General features: G+C 64.6%; 14 protein-coding genes. 9 read left to right on the top strand and 5 right to left on the bottom strand.

Features of this window, described 5'->3' with window-relative positions:
• Window positions 1–18: 18 nt before the first annotated feature.
• Entirely contained in the window at window positions 19–1,269 is a 1,251-nt protein-coding gene (locus tag B0919_RS19135; RefSeq protein ID WP_078013897.1) for a serpin family protein, read from the top strand.
• A gap of 96 nt (window positions 1,270–1,365) precedes the next feature.
• Here B0919_RS19135 and B0919_RS19130 read toward each other — a convergent pair whose 3' ends face one another.
• Window positions 1,366–1,680 (bottom strand): hypothetical protein, encoded by a 315-nt coding sequence (locus tag B0919_RS19130; protein WP_078013896.1) that lies wholly within the window; start codon window positions 1,678–1,680, stop codon window positions 1,366–1,368.
• 330 nt (window positions 1,681–2,010) lie between these two features.
• Between B0919_RS19130 and B0919_RS19125 the strand changes: the two genes are divergently transcribed.
• The 6 genes from B0919_RS19125 to B0919_RS19095 all read left to right on the top strand — a co-directional run bounded on the left by B0919_RS19125 (window position 2,011) and on the right by B0919_RS19095 (window position 9,496).
• Window positions 2,011–3,351, top strand: a complete 1,341-nt coding sequence (locus B0919_RS19125; protein WP_176133138.1) for a cytochrome P450 — start codon at window positions 2,011–2,013, stop codon at window positions 3,349–3,351.
• A 233-nt stretch (window positions 3,352–3,584) separates the two neighbouring features.
• The gene (locus B0919_RS19120) at window positions 3,585–4,016 is read left to right on the top strand and encodes a hypothetical protein (RefSeq protein ID WP_078013894.1); all 432 of its coding nucleotides are present in this window, start codon (window positions 3,585–3,587) and stop codon (window positions 4,014–4,016) included.
• 515 nt (window positions 4,017–4,531) lie between these two features.
• On the top strand, window positions 4,532–5,422 hold the full coding sequence (locus tag B0919_RS19110; RefSeq protein WP_139362257.1) for a hypothetical protein: 891 nt from the start codon (window positions 4,532–4,534) through the stop codon (window positions 5,420–5,422).
• Window positions 5,423–5,433: 11 nt separating this feature from the next.
• Complete coding sequence (locus tag B0919_RS19105) at window positions 5,434–6,108, top strand: response regulator transcription factor (RefSeq protein WP_078013891.1); 675 nt, start codon at window positions 5,434–5,436, stop codon at window positions 6,106–6,108.
• A gap of 12 nt (window positions 6,109–6,120) precedes the next feature.
• The gene (locus B0919_RS19100) at window positions 6,121–7,479 is read left to right on the top strand and encodes a sensor histidine kinase (protein ID WP_078013890.1); all 1,359 of its coding nucleotides are present in this window, start codon (window positions 6,121–6,123) and stop codon (window positions 7,477–7,479) included.
• A 100-nt stretch (window positions 7,480–7,579) separates the two neighbouring features.
• Window positions 7,580–9,496 carry an ATP-binding protein gene (locus B0919_RS19095; protein ID WP_078013889.1) on the top strand — a complete coding sequence of 639 codons (1,917 nt, stop codon included), beginning with the start codon at window positions 7,580–7,582 and terminating at the stop codon, window positions 9,494–9,496.
• 283 nt (window positions 9,497–9,779) lie between these two features.
• Here B0919_RS19095 and B0919_RS19090 read toward each other — a convergent pair whose 3' ends face one another.
• The 3 genes from B0919_RS19090 to B0919_RS19080 form a co-directional block, all read right to left on the bottom strand.
• Window positions 9,780–10,907, bottom strand: a complete 1,128-nt coding sequence (locus tag B0919_RS19090; RefSeq protein WP_078013888.1) for an MBL fold metallo-hydrolase — start codon at window positions 10,905–10,907, stop codon at window positions 9,780–9,782.
• Complete coding sequence (locus B0919_RS19085) at window positions 10,904–11,989, bottom strand: adenylate/guanylate cyclase domain-containing protein (RefSeq protein WP_078013887.1); 1,086 nt, start codon at window positions 11,987–11,989, stop codon at window positions 10,904–10,906. The genes B0919_RS19090 and B0919_RS19085 overlap by 4 nt, the downstream gene beginning before the upstream one ends.
• A gap of 160 nt (window positions 11,990–12,149) precedes the next feature.
• The gene (locus tag B0919_RS19080) at window positions 12,150–12,647 is read right to left on the bottom strand and encodes a hypothetical protein (RefSeq protein ID WP_078013886.1); all 498 of its coding nucleotides are present in this window, start codon (window positions 12,645–12,647) and stop codon (window positions 12,150–12,152) included.
• 331 nt (window positions 12,648–12,978) lie between these two features.
• Between B0919_RS19080 and B0919_RS19075 the strand changes: the two genes are divergently transcribed.
• Both B0919_RS19075 and B0919_RS19070 read left to right on the top strand, forming a co-directional pair.
• The gene (locus tag B0919_RS19075) at window positions 12,979–14,454 is read left to right on the top strand and encodes a serine hydrolase (protein WP_078013885.1); all 1,476 of its coding nucleotides are present in this window, start codon (window positions 12,979–12,981) and stop codon (window positions 14,452–14,454) included.
• A gap of 111 nt (window positions 14,455–14,565) precedes the next feature.
• Entirely contained in the window at window positions 14,566–15,129 is a 564-nt protein-coding gene (locus B0919_RS19070) for a GNAT family N-acetyltransferase (RefSeq protein WP_078013884.1), read from the top strand.
• Window positions 15,130–15,303: 174 nt separating this feature from the next.
• On the opposite strand, the gene B0919_RS19065 is transcribed toward B0919_RS19070, so the two are convergent.
• Complete coding sequence (locus tag B0919_RS19065) at window positions 15,304–16,647, bottom strand: peroxiredoxin family protein (RefSeq protein ID WP_078013883.1); 1,344 nt, start codon at window positions 16,645–16,647, stop codon at window positions 15,304–15,306.
• Window positions 16,648–16,687: the final 40 nt, after the last annotated feature.

Genomic DNA, 16,687 nt, shown 5'->3' with positions numbered 1-16,687 from the left:
CCATCAACCCTGCCTGCTATGAACCTAACCCTTATCCGAACGGCGGTGGCGGCCGTCACCAGCGCGGTGCTGCTCACTGCCTGCCAAAAAGAAGTGGCCGGACCGGCTGCCGACGACAACAACACCCCCAACCTGCGGCCGTTGACGGAAACGGAAATGCAAACGCTGGGTAGCGCCAACGACTTTGCGTTTCGCTCGTTTGCCCGGCTGCAGGCTCAGGCGCCTGCCGACAACGTGTTCATCTCGCCGTTGAGCATTTCGGCGGCCCTCACCATGGCCTACAACGGCGCCGATGGCACGACTAAAACGGCTATGCGCGACGCATTGGGCTTTGCCCCGCTCACCGATACCCAAATCAACCAAGCGTATCAGAGCCTGAACCAGCTGCTGAGCGGCATCGACAAAAAGGTCACGTTTACTTCGGCTAACAGTCTGTGGCACGGGCAGCAGTACCAGCTGCAGGCGCCTTTTGTGCAGCAGAACACCACGTACTTCGACGCGAAGGTGCAGGGCTTGGACTTTGGCAACCCGACTGCCGCCAAGGCCGTCATCAATACCTGGGTGGAGGAGAAAACCAACGGCAAAATCAAGGATCTGGTCAAGACCATAACGCCGTCGCACGTGCTGTTTTTGATCAACGCCATCTATTTCAAGGGGAGTTGGACCACGGGCTTTGACCGGCAGCTTACGCGTACGGCGTCCTTCACGCTGCCTAACGGCAGTACCAAGCCCGTGGAGATGATGCAGTTGCGCAACGGCCAATACGCGCTCTACCAAGATGCTACCAAGCAGGTGATAGACCTTCCCTACGGCAACCGGCAGTTTAGCATGACGCTGGTGCTGCCCAAAGGTACGGCTACCGTGCAGGATGTAGTGGCGGGCCTGAGCAGCCAGAGCCTGAGCACGTGGCTGGCCGGCGCTTTCCCCAGCAGCATCGATTTGTTTCTGCCCAAGTTCAAGCTGGAGTACGAAACCAACCTCAATCAGACCCTGACGCAGATGGGCATGGGCGTGGCCTTCACCCAGCAGGCCAACTTCAGTCGCATGCTCACCGGGCAACAGAACCTGGCTATCAGCGAAGTGTTGCACAAGACCTTCGTCGAGGTGAACGAGGAAGGAACGGAGGCGGCAGCCGCCACATCGGTGGGCATCACCACCACCTCGGTGCCGCCTAGTGTCCGCTTCGACCGGCCGTTTGTGTTTCTGATCCGCGAGAAGTCGTCCAACGCCATCCTGTTCATCGGCCAGCTCACGAACCCGCAGCCGTAACCGCCTGACCAGCCCCGCAGCCAAACGCCCCGCCCCCATCGCAGCACGACGGGGGCGGGGCGTTTGACTGCGGGGTAGAACCCCGAGGAGCGCCGCTTATTGCTGTTCGGCGGGCGGAATCTGGTAGCTCACGCTGTCGGGGGCCACGTCCGATACATCAAACGTGACGCCGTCGAAGGTGCTCTTGACGGTAATCTGGTGCGTCATGTCGCAGCCGGGGCACTTTACTTCTTCTTTTTCGAACTGGCCGTCGTCTTCCGTAGAGTTGGCCAGGTGGTCGGGGGCCGGCACGCCGATCAGGTCGGTGAAGACCTCGGTGTGGCACTGGTTGCACTCGAATTTGAGGCCCACGGTGTGGCCTTGCAGTTCCTGGAGGGAGGCGGGTTCGTTAGCTTTTTGCTGAATCCACATAGGGAAGGGCGGTTTGGTTTGGAGAAAGGAAGAGGCGAGAGGATGCGCGGCCGAACTCGGCCGCACCCTGATGGTACGCAGGCAACGGCAAAAAAGATAAATCATGGATTGGCACGGATTCGCCGGATTTCACGGATTTTAGCTTCGCTGATCTTCGATTGTGGACGGTTACGCCCCAGCATGGTAGGTTTTGAGCCTCGCCGAAGCGGGACAAAACCGAAGAGAAATACCAGAGCTACCAAAGCCTGGTCCCGCACAAGCCCAGACCTATAATCGCCTATAAAATCCGTGGAATCCGAAAAATCTGCAGTAATCCGTGATCTGCCCCGCGTGCCGCGGCTGCGCTCCTTCCGCAATTCGTGGGCCCTGGCCGCCAATCCCATTCCGGTCATTTCGGACTACCTCGACCAGTTCGGCGACACCATCGGGTTGCACCTGGGTGGCGTGCGCCCCACGCTGCTCACCCGCGACCCGGGCCTGATTCAGCACATTCTGCAGAAAAACCACCGCAACTACCCCAAGTCGGAGATGTCGCACGGGGTGGCGCGCTACCTCGGGCACGGCCTGCTCACTTCCGAGGGCAGCTACTGGCTGCAGCAGCGCCGCCTCATTCAACCGGGTTTTCACCGCCAGCGCCTCGCGGCCCTCACCGAGCTGATGCTCGACGTCATCGAGGAGTGCCTGGGGCCCGTGGCCGCCGCCGCGCAGGCCCAGGGCGGCAGCGTGGAAGTGCCGGTGCACGAGCTGATGACCACCACGGCTTTCCGCATCATTGCCCGCTCGGTGTTCAGCACCAGCATGACGGAGGCCGAGCTGCAGCGCATGGCCCAGCTGCTCACCGATATCCAGGCCTTCTACGTGCGTACCCTGCGCCAGCCCTACCTGCGGCCCTGGCTGGGCGTGTCGGGCCAGTACCGCCACCACGATGCGCTGTCCGCCGAAATGCGCCGGCTTATCATGAGCTACATTCAGCGGCGCAAAGCGGAGGGTGGCGCCGGCAAGGACGACCTGCTGCAGATGCTGCTCGACGCGCGCTACGAAGACACGGGCGAGCCGATGACCGACGAGCAGGTGCTCGACGAAGCTGCCATCCTGCTCGTGGCCGGCCACGAAACTTCCGCCAACGCGCTTTCCTGGCTCTGGTACCTGCTGGCCCAGCACCCCGAAGAAGCAGCCCGGATGCGCGCTGAAACCCAGCCGGTGCTCGGTCCCCGCCGCCCGACTTTTGCCGAGCTGCCCGCCCTGCCGTATTCGCTGCAAGTCGTGCAGGAAACGCTGCGCCTGTACCCGCCCGCCTGGATAGTGGACCGCCAGGCCGCCGAAGACGACGAGTACAACGGCCTGCCATTGCCAAAAGGCACGCTGATCTCGGCCTACCTCTACGGGGTGCACCACCTAGCGCGGCTCTGGCCCGAGCCCGAAGCTTTCCGACCGGCGCGCTTCAGCAAGGAACAGCAGCGCGAGCAGCCGCCCTACGCGTACCTGCCCTTCGGGGGCGGCCCGCGCCTGTGCATCGGCAATCAGTTTGCCCTCACCGAAATGCAGCTGGTGCTGCTGGAGGTGCTGCGCCGCTTTGAGGTGGAGTGGGTGGAGCAGCCGCCGGTGCAGATGCGCCCGCTCATCACCCTGCGGCCACGGGCCGAAATCCGCTTACGCTTCCGGCTGCGCTGAACCCGCTTGGTTGCCGGATTCATGAAAAGGAGCCACCGAATCGTCTGATAAGTTTTACGCTGCCCCAATCCGCCACCGCTGCCGGATTGGGGCAGTTGCTTTTGGTGCAGGGAGTTAGCATGTGGGATAAGGCCAACGCCTCCCGAAGCGTGGCCGGGCGGCTTATCACTTTCATTTCATGTTGGGGTGCGAGGTTGGCAGCGTAATCATCACACCTGTACCGACCACCTTCCATGAAGAAGCTCCTCTTGCTGCCCGTTCTGGCCCTGTTTGCCCTGAGTGCCCAAGCCCAAACCTTTGCTGCCCAGACGCCCGAGCAGCCCCACACCGAGAAGACGCACACCAAGCGCGTGAAGCCCGCCAAGACCGAGCCCGCCAAGACCGAGCACGCCGAGGATGGTGAAAACGGCGGCGCCACCGTGGGCAACCACGGCCAGGACGTCAGCGCCGTGGCTGCCAGCACCACCCTGACCGGGGCCGACAAGGGCGCCGCCATCAGCGCCGTGGCCCGCACCAAGCGCAACGGCAGCAACAACGCCGCCGACGTGGCCCGCGCCCCCCAGCGCAGCGCCCGCGGCCGTAGCACCACCGGAGGCCATGCCCACGCCTCCGCTTCCAGCCACGGCGCCACACACCGCGCCACGGCTGGGCACCGCGGCCACTAAGCGCCGCACCCTGCGCGTCCGTCCGCCGTTCGGAGCGGGCGGACGCCAGGACTAGCCGCTGCCGGGAGTGAGGAGGTCAGAATTTGGGCTGTCGTTGGGCAGGACGTCTGGTTAGACGCGCCTGTTTTTGATATTTTTGTAGTTCATCCTCAGCTTACTTGCCGCTTGCATGCGTCAGATTGCACTTCTTTTTTTCGCCCTGTGTAGCGCCGGTGCCCTGCGGGCACAGCAGGGGCCGCCGAGCCAGGCACCGGCCCAGCCGACGCCGGCAGCTGCCGTGGCGGATGAGGCGCCGGTGAAGGCCGTGCCCCCGGCGGCTCGCCAGAACAAGCCGGAACGCGTAGACGAGGCCGGCGGCGCCCGTGGAGCGCGTATGTCGGCGCGGGGCAGGGGGCTGCACGGTGGCGCTGGGGCCCGCGGGGCCAGGGGCGGCGCGGGCCGACCGGCAGGGGCCGGACGGGGCCGCGGGCACTAAGTGCCCGGGCTAATGAAGGATGATGATTAGCAAGGCATTTATGCGGAACTACTACGCATTTGGGCGTGGCCTGCTGGCTGGAGTGGTGCTGCTGGCCGCGGCCGTCATGGCCCGGGCGGCAACGCCGGGTATCCCGCTGGCGGCGGCCGATTCGAGCAAAACGAGCAAGGGCCGCTTCACCGCCGGCCTGACTTACGGCAACAACTCCTTGTTTTTCGGGCGTACCCAGACCACGCGTTACCCCTACTTGTCGGGGGAACTGACCTATAAGCTGCCCGCCGGCTTCTGGGGCTCGGTGGTGAGCTACGACCTGTTCAACACCGCCAGCTTCGTCGATGAGACGGATGCTTCGGTGGGCTGGGACGGCGACTTATCCAAGAGCGTGGACGCCTCGGTGAGCTACTCGCACTTCTTTTTTGCTCCGAACAGCCCCCTGCTCAAGTCGGCCGTGGGTAACTCCCTCGACGGCTACCTGGGCTGGGACTGGGGCTACGTGTACTCGCGCCTGAGCGGCAGCTGCCTGTTCGGCGGCGCCCACGATGCCTTTCTCATCCTCGACAACTCCCGCTACTTCGAAATCAACCGGGTGTTCACGCCCCAGGGCTACTTGTCCATCGAGCCGCGGGTGAGCGTGCTGGCCGGTACCCAGCACTTCGCCCAGACCAGCATCGAGCGGCGGCCGACCGGCAACGGCGGCAACGGAAATGGGAACGGTCACGGCGGGCAGGGGCAGGGCCCCACGACCACCGTCACCACCGACAATACCCGCTTCCGGGTGCTCAACTACGAGGCGCGGGTGCCGGTGACTTACACCCTGGGCAAAGTAGCGGTGGAAACGGCCTGGCGCTACTCCATCCCCGTCAACCTGCTGCCCGACGACGTGACCCGTGCCCGCTCGTACTGGACAGTGGGCCTGCTGCTCAACCTCTAATCCGCACCGTCGTGACCGTTTTGATTGTGGAAGACGAGCGGACGCTGGCCAAGGAGCTGGCGTTTTTCCTGCATCAGCACAACTTCAGCTGCGACGTGGCCCGCACGGCCCGCGCCGCCACCGACTGCCTGGCCGGCGGCAGCTACGACTTTGTGCTGCTCGACCTGGGCCTGCCCGACGGCGACGGGCTGCAGCTGCTGGCCGAGGCTAAGCAGAACGAGCTGACGGCTGCCGTGGTGGTGCTCACGGCCCGCGGCGCAGTAGAGGACCGTATTCGCGGCCTGGAGTTGGGTGCCGATGACTACCTGGCCAAGCCCTTTTCCCTGCCCGAGCTGCTGGCCCGCATGCACGCCATTACGCGTCGCCGCTTCGGGCTGCACAAGCCCACCGTACGCGTAGGCGGCTTCGAGCTGGACGTGCAGCAGCGGCGCGTGCTGCACGCGGGCCAGGAGGTGGCGCTGTCGGTGAAGGAGTTTGACATCCTGAGCTACCTGGTGCTGCACCGCAACCGCGTGCTCACCCGCCTGCAGCTCACCGAGCACGTGTGGGGCAACCTGCCCGACACCGGCTTCGACTCGAACTACATCGACGCGCACATCAAGAACCTGCGGCGCAAGCTAGGGCAGTTTGCCGAGCCCGACTTCCTCGAAACTGTGCGCGGGCTGGGCTACCGCGTCAAGCTCTAGCCGCCCGCTGGGATGAAGCTCGGAACCAAGTTCTCGCTCTACAACGCCGTCTCGCGCCTGCTGCTGCTGGTGCTGCTGGTGGGCGTGCTGCCGCTGGTGATGAGCCGCGTGGCCCTGCTCACCACCGACCAGCGCCTGGCCCAGAAAAAGGACAAGGTGCTGCGCCTGATTTACCGGCAGGGCATTGGGGCGCTGCTCACCGAGGGGCAGACTTCCTACGGCAGCTACAACCTGCTCAAGGAAGAGTTTATCTCGCTGGAAGAAATTCCGCCCGGCCCCAACATCAACGTTATCGAGGACTCGAAGCGGGCGGTGGAGGACGAAATCGTGGAATACCGGGTGCTGAGCTACTCCTTTGCGCAGGGCGGGCGGCACTACCTGCTCGAAATCGGGCGCAGTACCGGCTCCATCGGCGAAACGGAGCGCAACTTCCGTCAGTACGCGCTGGTCTTGCTGCTCGTGGTAGGCCTACTCACCTCCCTGGCCGACGTGGCTTTTTTTCGCTACCTGCTCGAGCCGCTGGGCACCATTATCCGCCAGCGCCTGCGCAATGTGCGCCACCCGGCCGCCTTCAACCTGGCCCCCATTCGCACCAGCACCGACGACTTTCGCTACCTCGACGAGAGTATCCGCGAAATGATGACCACCATCCGCGCCTCGTTTCAAAAGGAGCGCAAGTTCATTGCCGACACGTCCCACGAGCTGCTCACGCCCCTGGCGGTGCTGCAGTACCGCTTCGACAACATGCTCACCGACGAGACGCTGTCGGACGAAAACCTGGTCAAGATCATGGAGTCCCAGCGCACCCTGCACCGGCTGCGGGGCGTCATCAAGTCCCTGCTGCTCATCTCCAAGGTGGAAAACGACCAGTTCGAGCGCGACGACACCGTCTCGGTGCGGCAGCTGGTGGAAGAAGTCAGCGAGGAAATCCAGGACCGGCTGCTGGTACGTACGCTGAGCCTGCACCCGCAAGTGGCCGAGGATTACCTGCTGCCGCAGGCCAACCGCGGGCTGCTGTTCACCCTGCTCTTCAACCTCGTCAACAACGCCATCAAGTACAACCGCCCCGACGGGCACATCTACCTCATCGGGGGGCGGCAGCCGGGCACCGGTCGCTACGCCCTGGAAGTGCGCGACACCGGCCAGGGCATCCCAAAGGGGCAGCTGCCGCACCTGTTCGAGCGGTTCCACAAGGGCGCCGCGGCCGACGCCGATTCATTCGGGCTGGGCTTGTCCATCGTCAAGACCATTGCCGACGCGCACCAGATCGAAATAGAGGTTAACTCTATTCCCGGCCTGGGTACCTCGTTTATTCTGCTGTTGCCGCAGGTAGGCGCCGAGGCGCCACTAGTAGCAGCGGAAAGGCAATAGTGTGATATAATATCATTTGCCTCGAATGCCCGAACTTTGGCGGCCTTAGTCCACGGGCCGCACCCTGCGGACAATCAGGCCCTACTTACCTTTCGCTCCGATGCTTACATCCTCCACCATTGAGGTGCTGCCCACCACCCTGGAAGAGGCCCAGGCCGAAATTCAGGCGTTGCGCGCGGCTTTGGCTGAGCAGCGGATGCTGGCGCGCATTCCGTTGCAGAATCCCAACCCCATCTACCGGTTGGGTCCCAATCAGCAGCGCTTGTTTGCCAACCCCGCCGCCGAGCGCCTGGCCGCTCAGCTTTCGGCCGAGGAAGTGGCCGCCGGTCGGGAGCAGGCCTTCGGCTGGGCCATGGAGGCGCTGGCCACCGGTCAGCCCATGCAGCGCGAGCTGCACGTGGGCGGGCGCTACTATTCGGCCCGTATCGTGCCGTTTGCGCAGGAGCAGTACGTAAACCTGTACCTGACCGAGCAGACGGCCTTGGTGGAAGCGCAGCAGGAGCAGGCTGCCCAGCAGGCGTTTATCCAGCAGGTGCTCGACACGGCCCCCGTGCTCGTGTACGTGCGCGACGCCGCCGGGCGCTACGTCTTTCGGAATGCTACGGCTCTGGCCCTGGGCGAGGGCCTTACGGCCGCCGAACCGACGCCCGAGCTAGCCGCCGAACAGGCTCAGCAGATGGCCCGCCACGACGCCGCCGACGCTGCCGTGCTGGCTACCGGCCAGCCCAGCGTGCTGGAAGACGAGCTGGCTATACCCGGCAACCACCGCTGCTTCCACACCACCCGCCAGCTACTGAGCTGGGCCGACGGCGAACCGCACGTGCTGGGCGTGAGCACCGACGTAACCGAGCTGAAGCGCGCCACGGAAGCGGCCACGGCCGCTGCCCGCGCCCGGGAAAACTTCCTGGCCAATATGAGCCACGAAATCCGCACCCCGCTCAACGGCGTGCTGGGCATGGCCGGTCAGCTGGCCAAAACCCCGCTCAACGCCCGCCAGCAGGAGCTAGTGGGCATTATCCGCTCGTCGGGCCAGCACCTGCTCGGCATCATCAACGACGTGCTGGACATGGCCAAAATCAGCTCCGGCAAGCTGGAACTGGCCCACGAGCCGTTTGACGTGTGCGAGGTGCTCTACCAAGCCGCGCAGCCGCTCTTCGTGCAGGCGCAGGAAAAAGGCATTGAGGTGGAGGCCATTCGCCTGCACGAGTCCTGCCCCAATCCGCAGGCCATCGGCGACGCGCACCGCATCAGCCAGATCATTCTCAACCTGTTTTCCAACGCCATCAAGTTCACGCCCGCCGGCGGCAAAATCACGGCCGGCGGCTACCAGCTGGCCGAAACCGACGACTCGCTCACCATCGAGTTTCGCTTCAGCGACACCGGCGTGGGCATTGCGCCCGACAAGTTGGAGCGCATCTTCGAGAACTTCACCCAGGCCTACGCCGATACCTCGCGGCACTTCGGCGGCACCGGCCTTGGGCTGACCATTTCGCGCGCGTTGGCCGAGCAGATGGGCGGCACGCTCAGCGTGGAAAGCGAACTGGGCAAGGGCAGCACGTTCATCTTCCGCCTCACGCTGCCCCGCGCCGCCTCGGCACCCGTCCCCGCCGCTCCCGCTGCCGCCGATTACGACACTGGCGCGCTGCGCGGCAAGCGTCTGCTGCTGGTGGAAGACAACGACATCAACCGCCTGGTGGCGCGCATGCTCATCGAGGAGTGGGGCGCCGAGCTGGACGAGGCCGAAGACGGCCCGGAAGGCGTAGCCCTGGCCACTGCCAACGCCTATGACGCGGTGCTGATGGATATTCAGATGCCCGGCATGAGCGGCACCGAAGCCACCGCCGCCATCCGCGCCTTGCCCGATCCGCAACGCGCCCAAGTGCCCATCCTAGCCCTGACGGCCAACGCTTTCCAGAGCGACACCGAGCAGTACCTGGCCGCCGGCATGAACGACTGCGTGGCCAAGCCCTTCGAAGAAGCCGAGCTGTACCGCAAGCTGGCCGCGCTGGTGCGCTGAAAAGCTAGTGAGCCAGAGAAGCCAAGCCCAGCGGAGCTAAAAACTAGCTCCCCTCCTCAGATGAGGAGGGGCTGGGGGTGGTTGAAAGATTAGAGCTAAAAGTCTAGAGTTAGATGACGGCTAAACGTCAAGGTCAACCACCCCTAGCCCCTCCTCAGCTGAGGAGGGGAACTAGCCTTAACCTTAGTGCTGGCCTCGCAATCTGATTAACTCGCATTGTCCTGGTTCAGCACAGGGCTCGGTATAATAGCCTTGCTTCGCGGGAGCTGCCATAGCCACCTAATCACTGCCACCAGCGCGTTTGCGGCAGCGGGCCGACGCCCACGGTTATGGGCTGGCCCAGCTCGGGCGTGGCGATGGACAGCTGCCGCCGTGCAGCTTCGGCGGCAGCGCGCGTCACGGGCTCGTTCCAGGCGTGGTGGGCTTCGGTGAAAGCCCCCCAATGCACCGGCTGGTACACGCGGGCGCGCACATCGAGGGCGGCCTGCACGCTCTGCTCGGGCATCATGTGGATCTGGCTCCAGTTCTGGTCATATTGCCCGCACTCCATCAGGGCCAGATCGAAGGGGCCGTGCTTGCGGCCGATGGCGGCGAAGTGCGGCCCGTAGCCCCCGTCGCCGCTGTAGAACACGCGCCGCCCGTTATCCGCCTTCAGCACCCACGACGACCACGAGGTGGAGTTGCGGTTGGTCAGACCCCGGCCCGAAAAGTGCCGCGCGGGCTGGCTGACGATGGTCAGGCCTGGCAGCCGCACGGAGTCGTTCCAATCCAGCTCGTGCACCTTGGTCGGGGCCACGCCCCATAGCAGCAGGTGCGCGCCCACGCCCAGCGGCACGTAGAAGTTGTCGACTTTGTCGCGTAGCTCACGGATGGTTTTGTAGTCGAGGTGGTCGTAGTGGTCGTGCGAGATGAGCACGGCCGCAATGCGCGGCAGCTGCTGGGGGCTGATGGCCAGCTGCGGGTTGTAGCGCTTGGGCGTCACCCACGAAATCGGGCCCATGTCTACGCTCAGCATCGGGTCGAGCAGCACGTTGTGGCCGGCTATTTCCACCAGGCTGGCCGAGTGGCCAAACCACGTCACGCGCAGCGTTGCGGCGGTTTTTTGCCGGATGCGCGCCGAGTCCAGCGGCTGGGTGGGCAGCGGCGCGGCGGGCCGCTCGTGCGGCGTCTTCGTAAACAAAAAGCGCCACAACAGGCCCATGGTGCTGCCGCCGGTCATTACCTCGGTGGGCACCAGGTTCTGAAACTCCCCGTCCCGGTAGTGGCCCGATTTGGCGTAGGCCGCGCGCTGGGCCTTGGTGGGCTTGCCGCCCAGCTCGGGGCTGAGGTTGGCAAAGGCCACGCCGGCCAGCAGCAGCAAAATCAGCAGGCTCAGCACCCAGCGGCCGGCGGTTTTGAAAGGTTTTCTCATGCCAGAATCGGAAGGTATTCCTGCACGTCCAGCAGCTCGGTGCTGCCGATTTTGCCGCGCAGGTTGTGGCCGCCCAGGGGCGTAAAGTGAAACTCGGGCTGCAGCCCCAGCTGCTCGCGCAGCGCGGCCGAAATCAGAAACCGGCTGCCCAGCGCGTTGCATTGTGCCTGAATGCGGGCCGTGGTGTTGAGCACGTCGCCGTGGTGCACCAGCTCGCGGTGCGCGGTGCCCACCAGTACCGTGGTAACCAGGCCGCCGTGCGCCCCGGCCTTGAAGGTGGGCACGGCGTCGTACTCGCGCTGGTAGTAGGCGCGCCGCTCTTCTATCAGCCGCTGCATCTCAAAGAAGCAGTGCAGGCAGTTGGCGTAGCGCAGCCCCACGCCGGAAAGCCACGTCACCACCACTTCGTCGCCCACGTACTGGTACACCTCGCCGCGGCTGGCGGTGATGGCCGGGCTCACGTCGCGGAAAAAGTCGCGCACGAAGCGGCTGTACCGCTCGTTGCCCAGGGCCTCGGCCAGCCGGGTCGAGTCTTTCAGGTCGACGAACAGAAAAAGGCGGTCCTCGGCCTCGGGCTGCTGGTAGCGCCCTTGCAGCAGCTCCCGCAGCCGACGCCCGCTCATACGCTGCAGCAGCTGCCGCATCAGCGAGGCTATGAACACAGCCAGCTGGTAAATGATAGCCACCCGCAGCACGTGCAGCACCAGGCTGGGCGTTTGGCCGGCGGGCACCGTCCAGAGCTGGGGCAGGTTCAGCCGCTGCGCCACCAGCTCAAAGCCGCCGTACAGCAGGCCCAGCAGCGGAAAATGGCCCAGAAACTTCAGCAGCGAGGCCACCCGCAGCGAAAACCGCTGCACCAGCGCCGGAAACACCACCGCCTCCAGCACGCCCAGTGCCCACCCGATGGGCAACCCCACCAGGGCCAGCGGCAGCAGCGCCCGCCCCGGCACCCACAGCAGCAGCGCCATGGCCAGCAGCACGCCCACAAACACCGCCCCCACGCTGCCGATGGTTTGAAGCAGGTGGCGCCGGGCCGCCCAGAAACGGGCCGAGCGGGCAGCAGAAGCGTTGAGGTGCGGCATAGGCAGGAGGGAGGCGCGGCGTACTTAAGTAATCGGGATGATACGCGAAATACTTTACGCTGACGGCGCCAGAATAACAAAACCGCCCCGCCGACAAACGCGGCGGGGCGGTTTTTGCTGCTCCTGATTCAGGCAAACCAGGGAGCAGGCAGCGGCTAGCTTAGCTGCGGCGGCCGAAGTCGCGGCGCTGGTCGTGCTGGCCGTGGCGCTGCTGCATCTGCTTCAGGCGTTCCTGGCGCTTGGCCTCAAACTGCGCGTACTGCTTTTTCGACAGCACGTCCTTCAGCTGCTTGTCGCCGGTCTCGCGGATGCGCTTGGCGTCGGCCATGCGGGCGCCGCGGTCGGCACCCTGCGAGCGGCCGCGCAGGGCCTGCATTTGCTGCTGCTGATCCTGGAAGATCTTGGCTACTTTTTCCTGCTGCTTCTTGCTCAGGTCAAGCTCCTTGGCCATCCGGTCGAGGCGCTGCTGCCGGCGCTGGGCGTCGTCTTTGCGGTCCTGCTTACGGCCTTTGTCCTGGCGGCCGTCACGGTCGCGGTCCTGGCGCAGCGCGCGGCGGTCCTTGTCGTGGTCTTTGCCAAAGTCGGCGGCGAAGGAAGAACCGGCAAACGAGCCAGCAAGACCGAGGATAAGAGCGAGGCTGAAGAGTTGCTTTTTCATGGCTGAAAACGGTTGGGGAGGGTGGTTTCTCTTTTGGAAATCAGGACGCTGCGTCCTTGCCAGTCTCTTTGCAAGCCCGGTGCCGAAGTGCCCGCACCCGCGGCCGGTTCTCTAGCATCGCCCCCGAAATACCGACGAACCCCCGCGTTTACTCGGCTATCCGAGGCGGCTGGTTCGCAGGGGGCACCAGCTGCGTCGCCAGTTGAATGGGTGATTCGGCCGGCTGATACTTCCTGTCGAAGAGGTAGTGCCAAACGCTGCCGGTAACCTTTTCGCGCAAGCTCAGTTCCCCGCCGCACAATCCCCCACTGCCTAGGCTCATTTGCTCCTTATGACTGATAAACTCGTTCTTTTTGCTGCCAGCCTGTTGGCGCTGATACCGTCCCTGGTCCTGGCCCAGTCCGGCCCGGAAGCAGCTGCCACCGATGCTGCTATCCGCCGGCTCGGCACCGCCTTCGTGCAGGCGCCGGGGCACGTGGGCCTCTCGGTCGGCATCATCCGCCACGGCCAGACGCGCCTTTACCATTTCGGCTCGACGCGCAAAGACCAACCGCAGACGCCCACAGCGCAGACGGTCTACGAAATCGGCTCCATCAGCAAGACGTTCACCAGTCTCCTATTGGCACAGGCCGTGGTGGAAAAGCGCGTGCGCCTCACCGACGACATTCGCCAGTACCTCGACGGCGACTACCCCAACCTGGCCTACGAGGGCAAGCCCATTCAGCTCGTCCACCTAGCCAATACCACGTCGGGCCTGCCGGATAACTTTCCGGGGCCGGAAGCCTTCAAGGAGGTGCCCGCCGACTCGCTGGTGCCGGTGCTGGCGCGCACGGCCGCTACCTACACCCGGCAGCAATTCTTCCGCGAGTTGGCCTTGGTGAAACTTCCGATGGAGCCCGGCCAGCAGCCCCGCCATTCCAACGTTGCGGCCAAGCTGCTGGGCTACATCCTGGAGCGCGTGTACCAGCAGCCCTTGTCCCAGCTGCTAAAGTCCAGGCTCGAACAGCCCCTGGCTATGCAGCCCAGCACCGCCGCGCCGACGGCGCTGGCCGCCAGCGGCTACAACGACCGCGGCCTGCCCATGCCCCCTTACACGGAGGCCGACGTGCTAAGTGCCGGTGCCCTGCGCTACAGTCCGGCCGATATGCTGCGCTACGTTGCCTACCAGCTGGACGAAACGCAGGCAGCCGTGGCCCTAAGCCACCAGCCGGCCTGGGGTACGCCCACCACTCAGGCCATTGGCCTGAACTGGACCGTGAGCAAAACGGTAGACAGCAAGCGGCGCCTGCGCCACTCCGGTGGCACGTTCGGGTTTGCCAGCTTCTGCGACCTATACCCCGATCAGGCCACCGGCCTGGTGCTGCTGGCCAACGAATCAGACCCGGCCACGCAGGACGCGCTGCAGACGCTTTCGGAGCAGATACTAGTAGCGCTGTACGGCGAGCCGGCCGCCCTGACGGCCCTGCGTGCGGCCCTGCACCAGCGCGGCTACGCGCAGGCGCCAGCGGCCGTGCGGCAGGTGCGGCGCACGCACCCTGAGCTGTTTCTGGCCGAAGACTACGTCAACAACTGGGGTTATACCCTGGCCAGAGCCGGTAACCTGCCGCAAGCCCTCGAAATCTTCAAGCTGAACGTACGCCTGTACCCGGCCGGCTGGAACACCTACGACAGCCTGGCCGAAGCCTATGCGCTCCTCGGCAACCCCAAAGCCGCCATTGCCAACTACCACCACTCGCTGGCCCTCAACCCCGCAAACCAGAATGCGCGGGATTGGCTCGCCAAACTTGGAGCTACCCCGGCCAGGTAAATCCGGGCGGTAGCAGCCCTCAACCCCCTGAAACGCTGCGCCGTGCGCGACACGCTACGGCCAGCCGCTACCAGCCGTGCGCACTCGGGCTCCTTTTGCTACTTTGCCGCCATGCAGCTGTTCCGCCTTCTCGCCGCACCCGTGCCCGCCGTGCCCGTGCTCGAAACGCCCGACCTCCTCCTGCGCGGCCCCCGCCCCGACGACCTGCCCGAGGCCGCCGCCATGCACCAGGACCCCGCCTTTTACCGCTACCTCGGCAACAACCCCAACGATGAGGAAACCGTGTGGCGCCGCATCCTGGCGCAGCAAGGTCTCTGGGGCCTGCTCGGCTACGGCAGCTGGTCCATCGAGGAAAAAGCCACCGGGCGCTACATCGGCACCACCGGCTTCTTCGACTTCCAGCGCGAGCTGACGCCCTCCCTCAAGGGCACGCCCGAAGCCGGCTGGGTGCTGGCCCCGCGCGTACACGGCCGCGGCTACGCCAGCCAGGCCGTGCAAGCCGCCCTCCACTGGGCCGACGAGCACCTGCCCGTGCCCCGCACCACCTGCATCATCGCCCCCGACAACGAAGCCTCCCTGCGGCTGGCTCACAAGTTCGGCTACCGCGAATTCGCCCGCTCGCCCTACCACGGCAACGAAATTATGCTGCTGGAGCGCCCCCACGGCGGCCAATAGACCTCATCCACCGCCTCGCCGCCCGTTCCCACCGCCTCGCCGCCCATATTCTTAGCAGCAAAAAGGCCCGCTTTCGTCAGAAAGCGGGCCTTGGCGTCCGGCCGAAGCACAAATCGTCCGGCTCCCCCTCTCCTTTTCGGAGAGGGGGCCGGGGGGGAGGCGCACGCCAAGCCTCTACTCCGCCAGCAGCTGCGCCACCGTCTTCTCGAATTCCGCCGTTTCCTGCTCGTAGTACTTGCCCGTGCCCGGCCCCGAGAAGCCCGTGTGAATCTTGCGCACCTCGCCCTTCTTGTCCAGGAAGATGGTCGTCGGGAAGGCCAGCACCTTGGCCAGCTGCGGCAGCGCCGCACTCGCCGAATCCTTATTGGCCATGCCCGCCACGGCCAGGTCGTAGCCGATGTTCATGCGCTGCTTCATCTTCAGCAGCTTCTGCGAGGCCAGCTTCTGATCGGGCGTGCGCTCAAAGCCCAAGCCGATGATTTCCACCCCGCGCTGCTTGTTTTGCTCGTACCAGGGCGCCAGGAAGTTCGTCTCGTCCATGCAATTCGGGCACCACGAGCCCAGAATCTGCACCACCACCACCTTGCCCTTGTACTTGGGGTCGGTAGGGGAGATGCTGCCGCCCTCGAAGATGTTCGGAAACTTGAAGTCCAGCCGCTTCTGCCCCGGCTTCATGCCGGTCAGCGCGTTAGCGTCGGGCAGCTTGGCGTTCGGGTCCAGCTTGGCCGTCCAGGTTTCGTGGCCCGATTTGCCACTGTAGAAGTCACCCTTCATAGTGGTAAAGCCTCCGCCAGCGTCGACAGCGTCGAACAGGAAGGCGTGGCTACCATCAAAGGTGGACAGCATCAGGTGAGGTCCGTCTTGCCGCTCTACTATTTCCCCCGCTAGGTATCGGTAATCTCCTGTGCTAGTCAGGAAGGTGCCGGTTATATCAAGGCTACCAGAATCGTGCTTAAATACCCCTACGGCTTGATACGAATCTTGCCCATCCGTGAACTGCACGGCATAGTTCTTCCCTTGGGAAATGCCGGTAATTTCAGGCGTAAACTTGCGCTCTGATTCGCTTGAAGGGAATAGGGACTGATTTTCCCCCTTCGTCGCGCTGAACGCCACCCGGTACGGCTCCTTCGCATCGTACTTCACCCAGGCGCCTTTGAGCTTGTCGGCCCCATCGGCCCGCACCACCAATGCCGCGTCGAATACGCCCAGGCGGATGGTAGTAGAGTCGCCGGCCGTGGTTATTTCGTCCAGCTTCAGCCGCTCCTCGCCGTTGCGCAAGGTCGCGGTGGGCTTGCCGCCGTCGGTAGCCACGTCGAAGAGGAACGGTATTTCCTGCCCCTGCGCCGACAGCACCCCGCGCCACGTGCCGGCCGTCAGGGCCGAGTTGGTAGCCGCAGCCGAGCCGCCTTCCGAGCCGGTGGCATTTTTATCACCACCTGAGTTACAAGCCGTCAGTACCGACGCCAGCAGGGCGGCGCTGCCCAAGAGCAGGCGGCCCGAAACGAATTGAAAAGTCATCTGTTACTAAGGTAGATGGGCGCAAAAAGACCCGAAAAAG

The sequence above is a fragment of the Hymenobacter sp. CRA2 genome (genome assembly GCF_002007105.1).
GTDB lineage: Bacteria > Bacteroidota > Bacteroidia > Cytophagales > Hymenobacteraceae > Solirubrum.
Note: the sequence above shows the minus strand (reverse complement) of the source record. Positions and strands in the feature narration are given on the sequence as shown.

What these genes read in the sequence shown, in the direction of transcription:
- B0919_RS19135 (WP_078013897.1), top strand. Translation starts at nt 19, where the DNA reads ATGAACCTAACCCTTATCCGAACGGCGGTGGCGGCCGTCACCAGCGCG.
- B0919_RS19130 (WP_078013896.1), bottom strand. Translation starts at nt 1,680, where the DNA reads ATGTGGATTCAGCAAAAAGCTAACGAACCCGCCTCCCTCCAGGAACTG.
- B0919_RS19120 (WP_078013894.1), top strand. Translation starts at nt 3,585, where the DNA reads ATGAAGAAGCTCCTCTTGCTGCCCGTTCTGGCCCTGTTTGCCCTGAGT.
- B0919_RS19110 (WP_139362257.1), top strand. Translation starts at nt 4,532, where the DNA reads ATGCGGAACTACTACGCATTTGGGCGTGGCCTGCTGGCTGGAGTGGTG.
- B0919_RS19100 (WP_078013890.1), top strand. Translation starts at nt 6,121, where the DNA reads ATGAAGCTCGGAACCAAGTTCTCGCTCTACAACGCCGTCTCGCGCCTG.
- B0919_RS19095 (WP_078013889.1), top strand. Translation starts at nt 7,580, where the DNA reads ATGCTTACATCCTCCACCATTGAGGTGCTGCCCACCACCCTGGAAGAG.
- B0919_RS19090 (WP_078013888.1), bottom strand. Translation starts at nt 10,907, where the DNA reads ATGAGAAAACCTTTCAAAACCGCCGGCCGCTGGGTGCTGAGCCTGCTG.
- B0919_RS19085 (WP_078013887.1), bottom strand. Translation starts at nt 11,989, where the DNA reads ATGCCGCACCTCAACGCTTCTGCTGCCCGCTCGGCCCGTTTCTGGGCG.
- B0919_RS19080 (WP_078013886.1), bottom strand. Translation starts at nt 12,647, where the DNA reads ATGAAAAAGCAACTCTTCAGCCTCGCTCTTATCCTCGGTCTTGCTGGC.
- B0919_RS19075 (WP_078013885.1), top strand. Translation starts at nt 12,979, where the DNA reads ATGACTGATAAACTCGTTCTTTTTGCTGCCAGCCTGTTGGCGCTGATA.
- B0919_RS19070 (WP_078013884.1), top strand. Translation starts at nt 14,566, where the DNA reads ATGCAGCTGTTCCGCCTTCTCGCCGCACCCGTGCCCGCCGTGCCCGTG.
- B0919_RS19065 (WP_078013883.1), bottom strand. Translation starts at nt 16,647, where the DNA reads ATGACTTTTCAATTCGTTTCGGGCCGCCTGCTCTTGGGCAGCGCCGCC.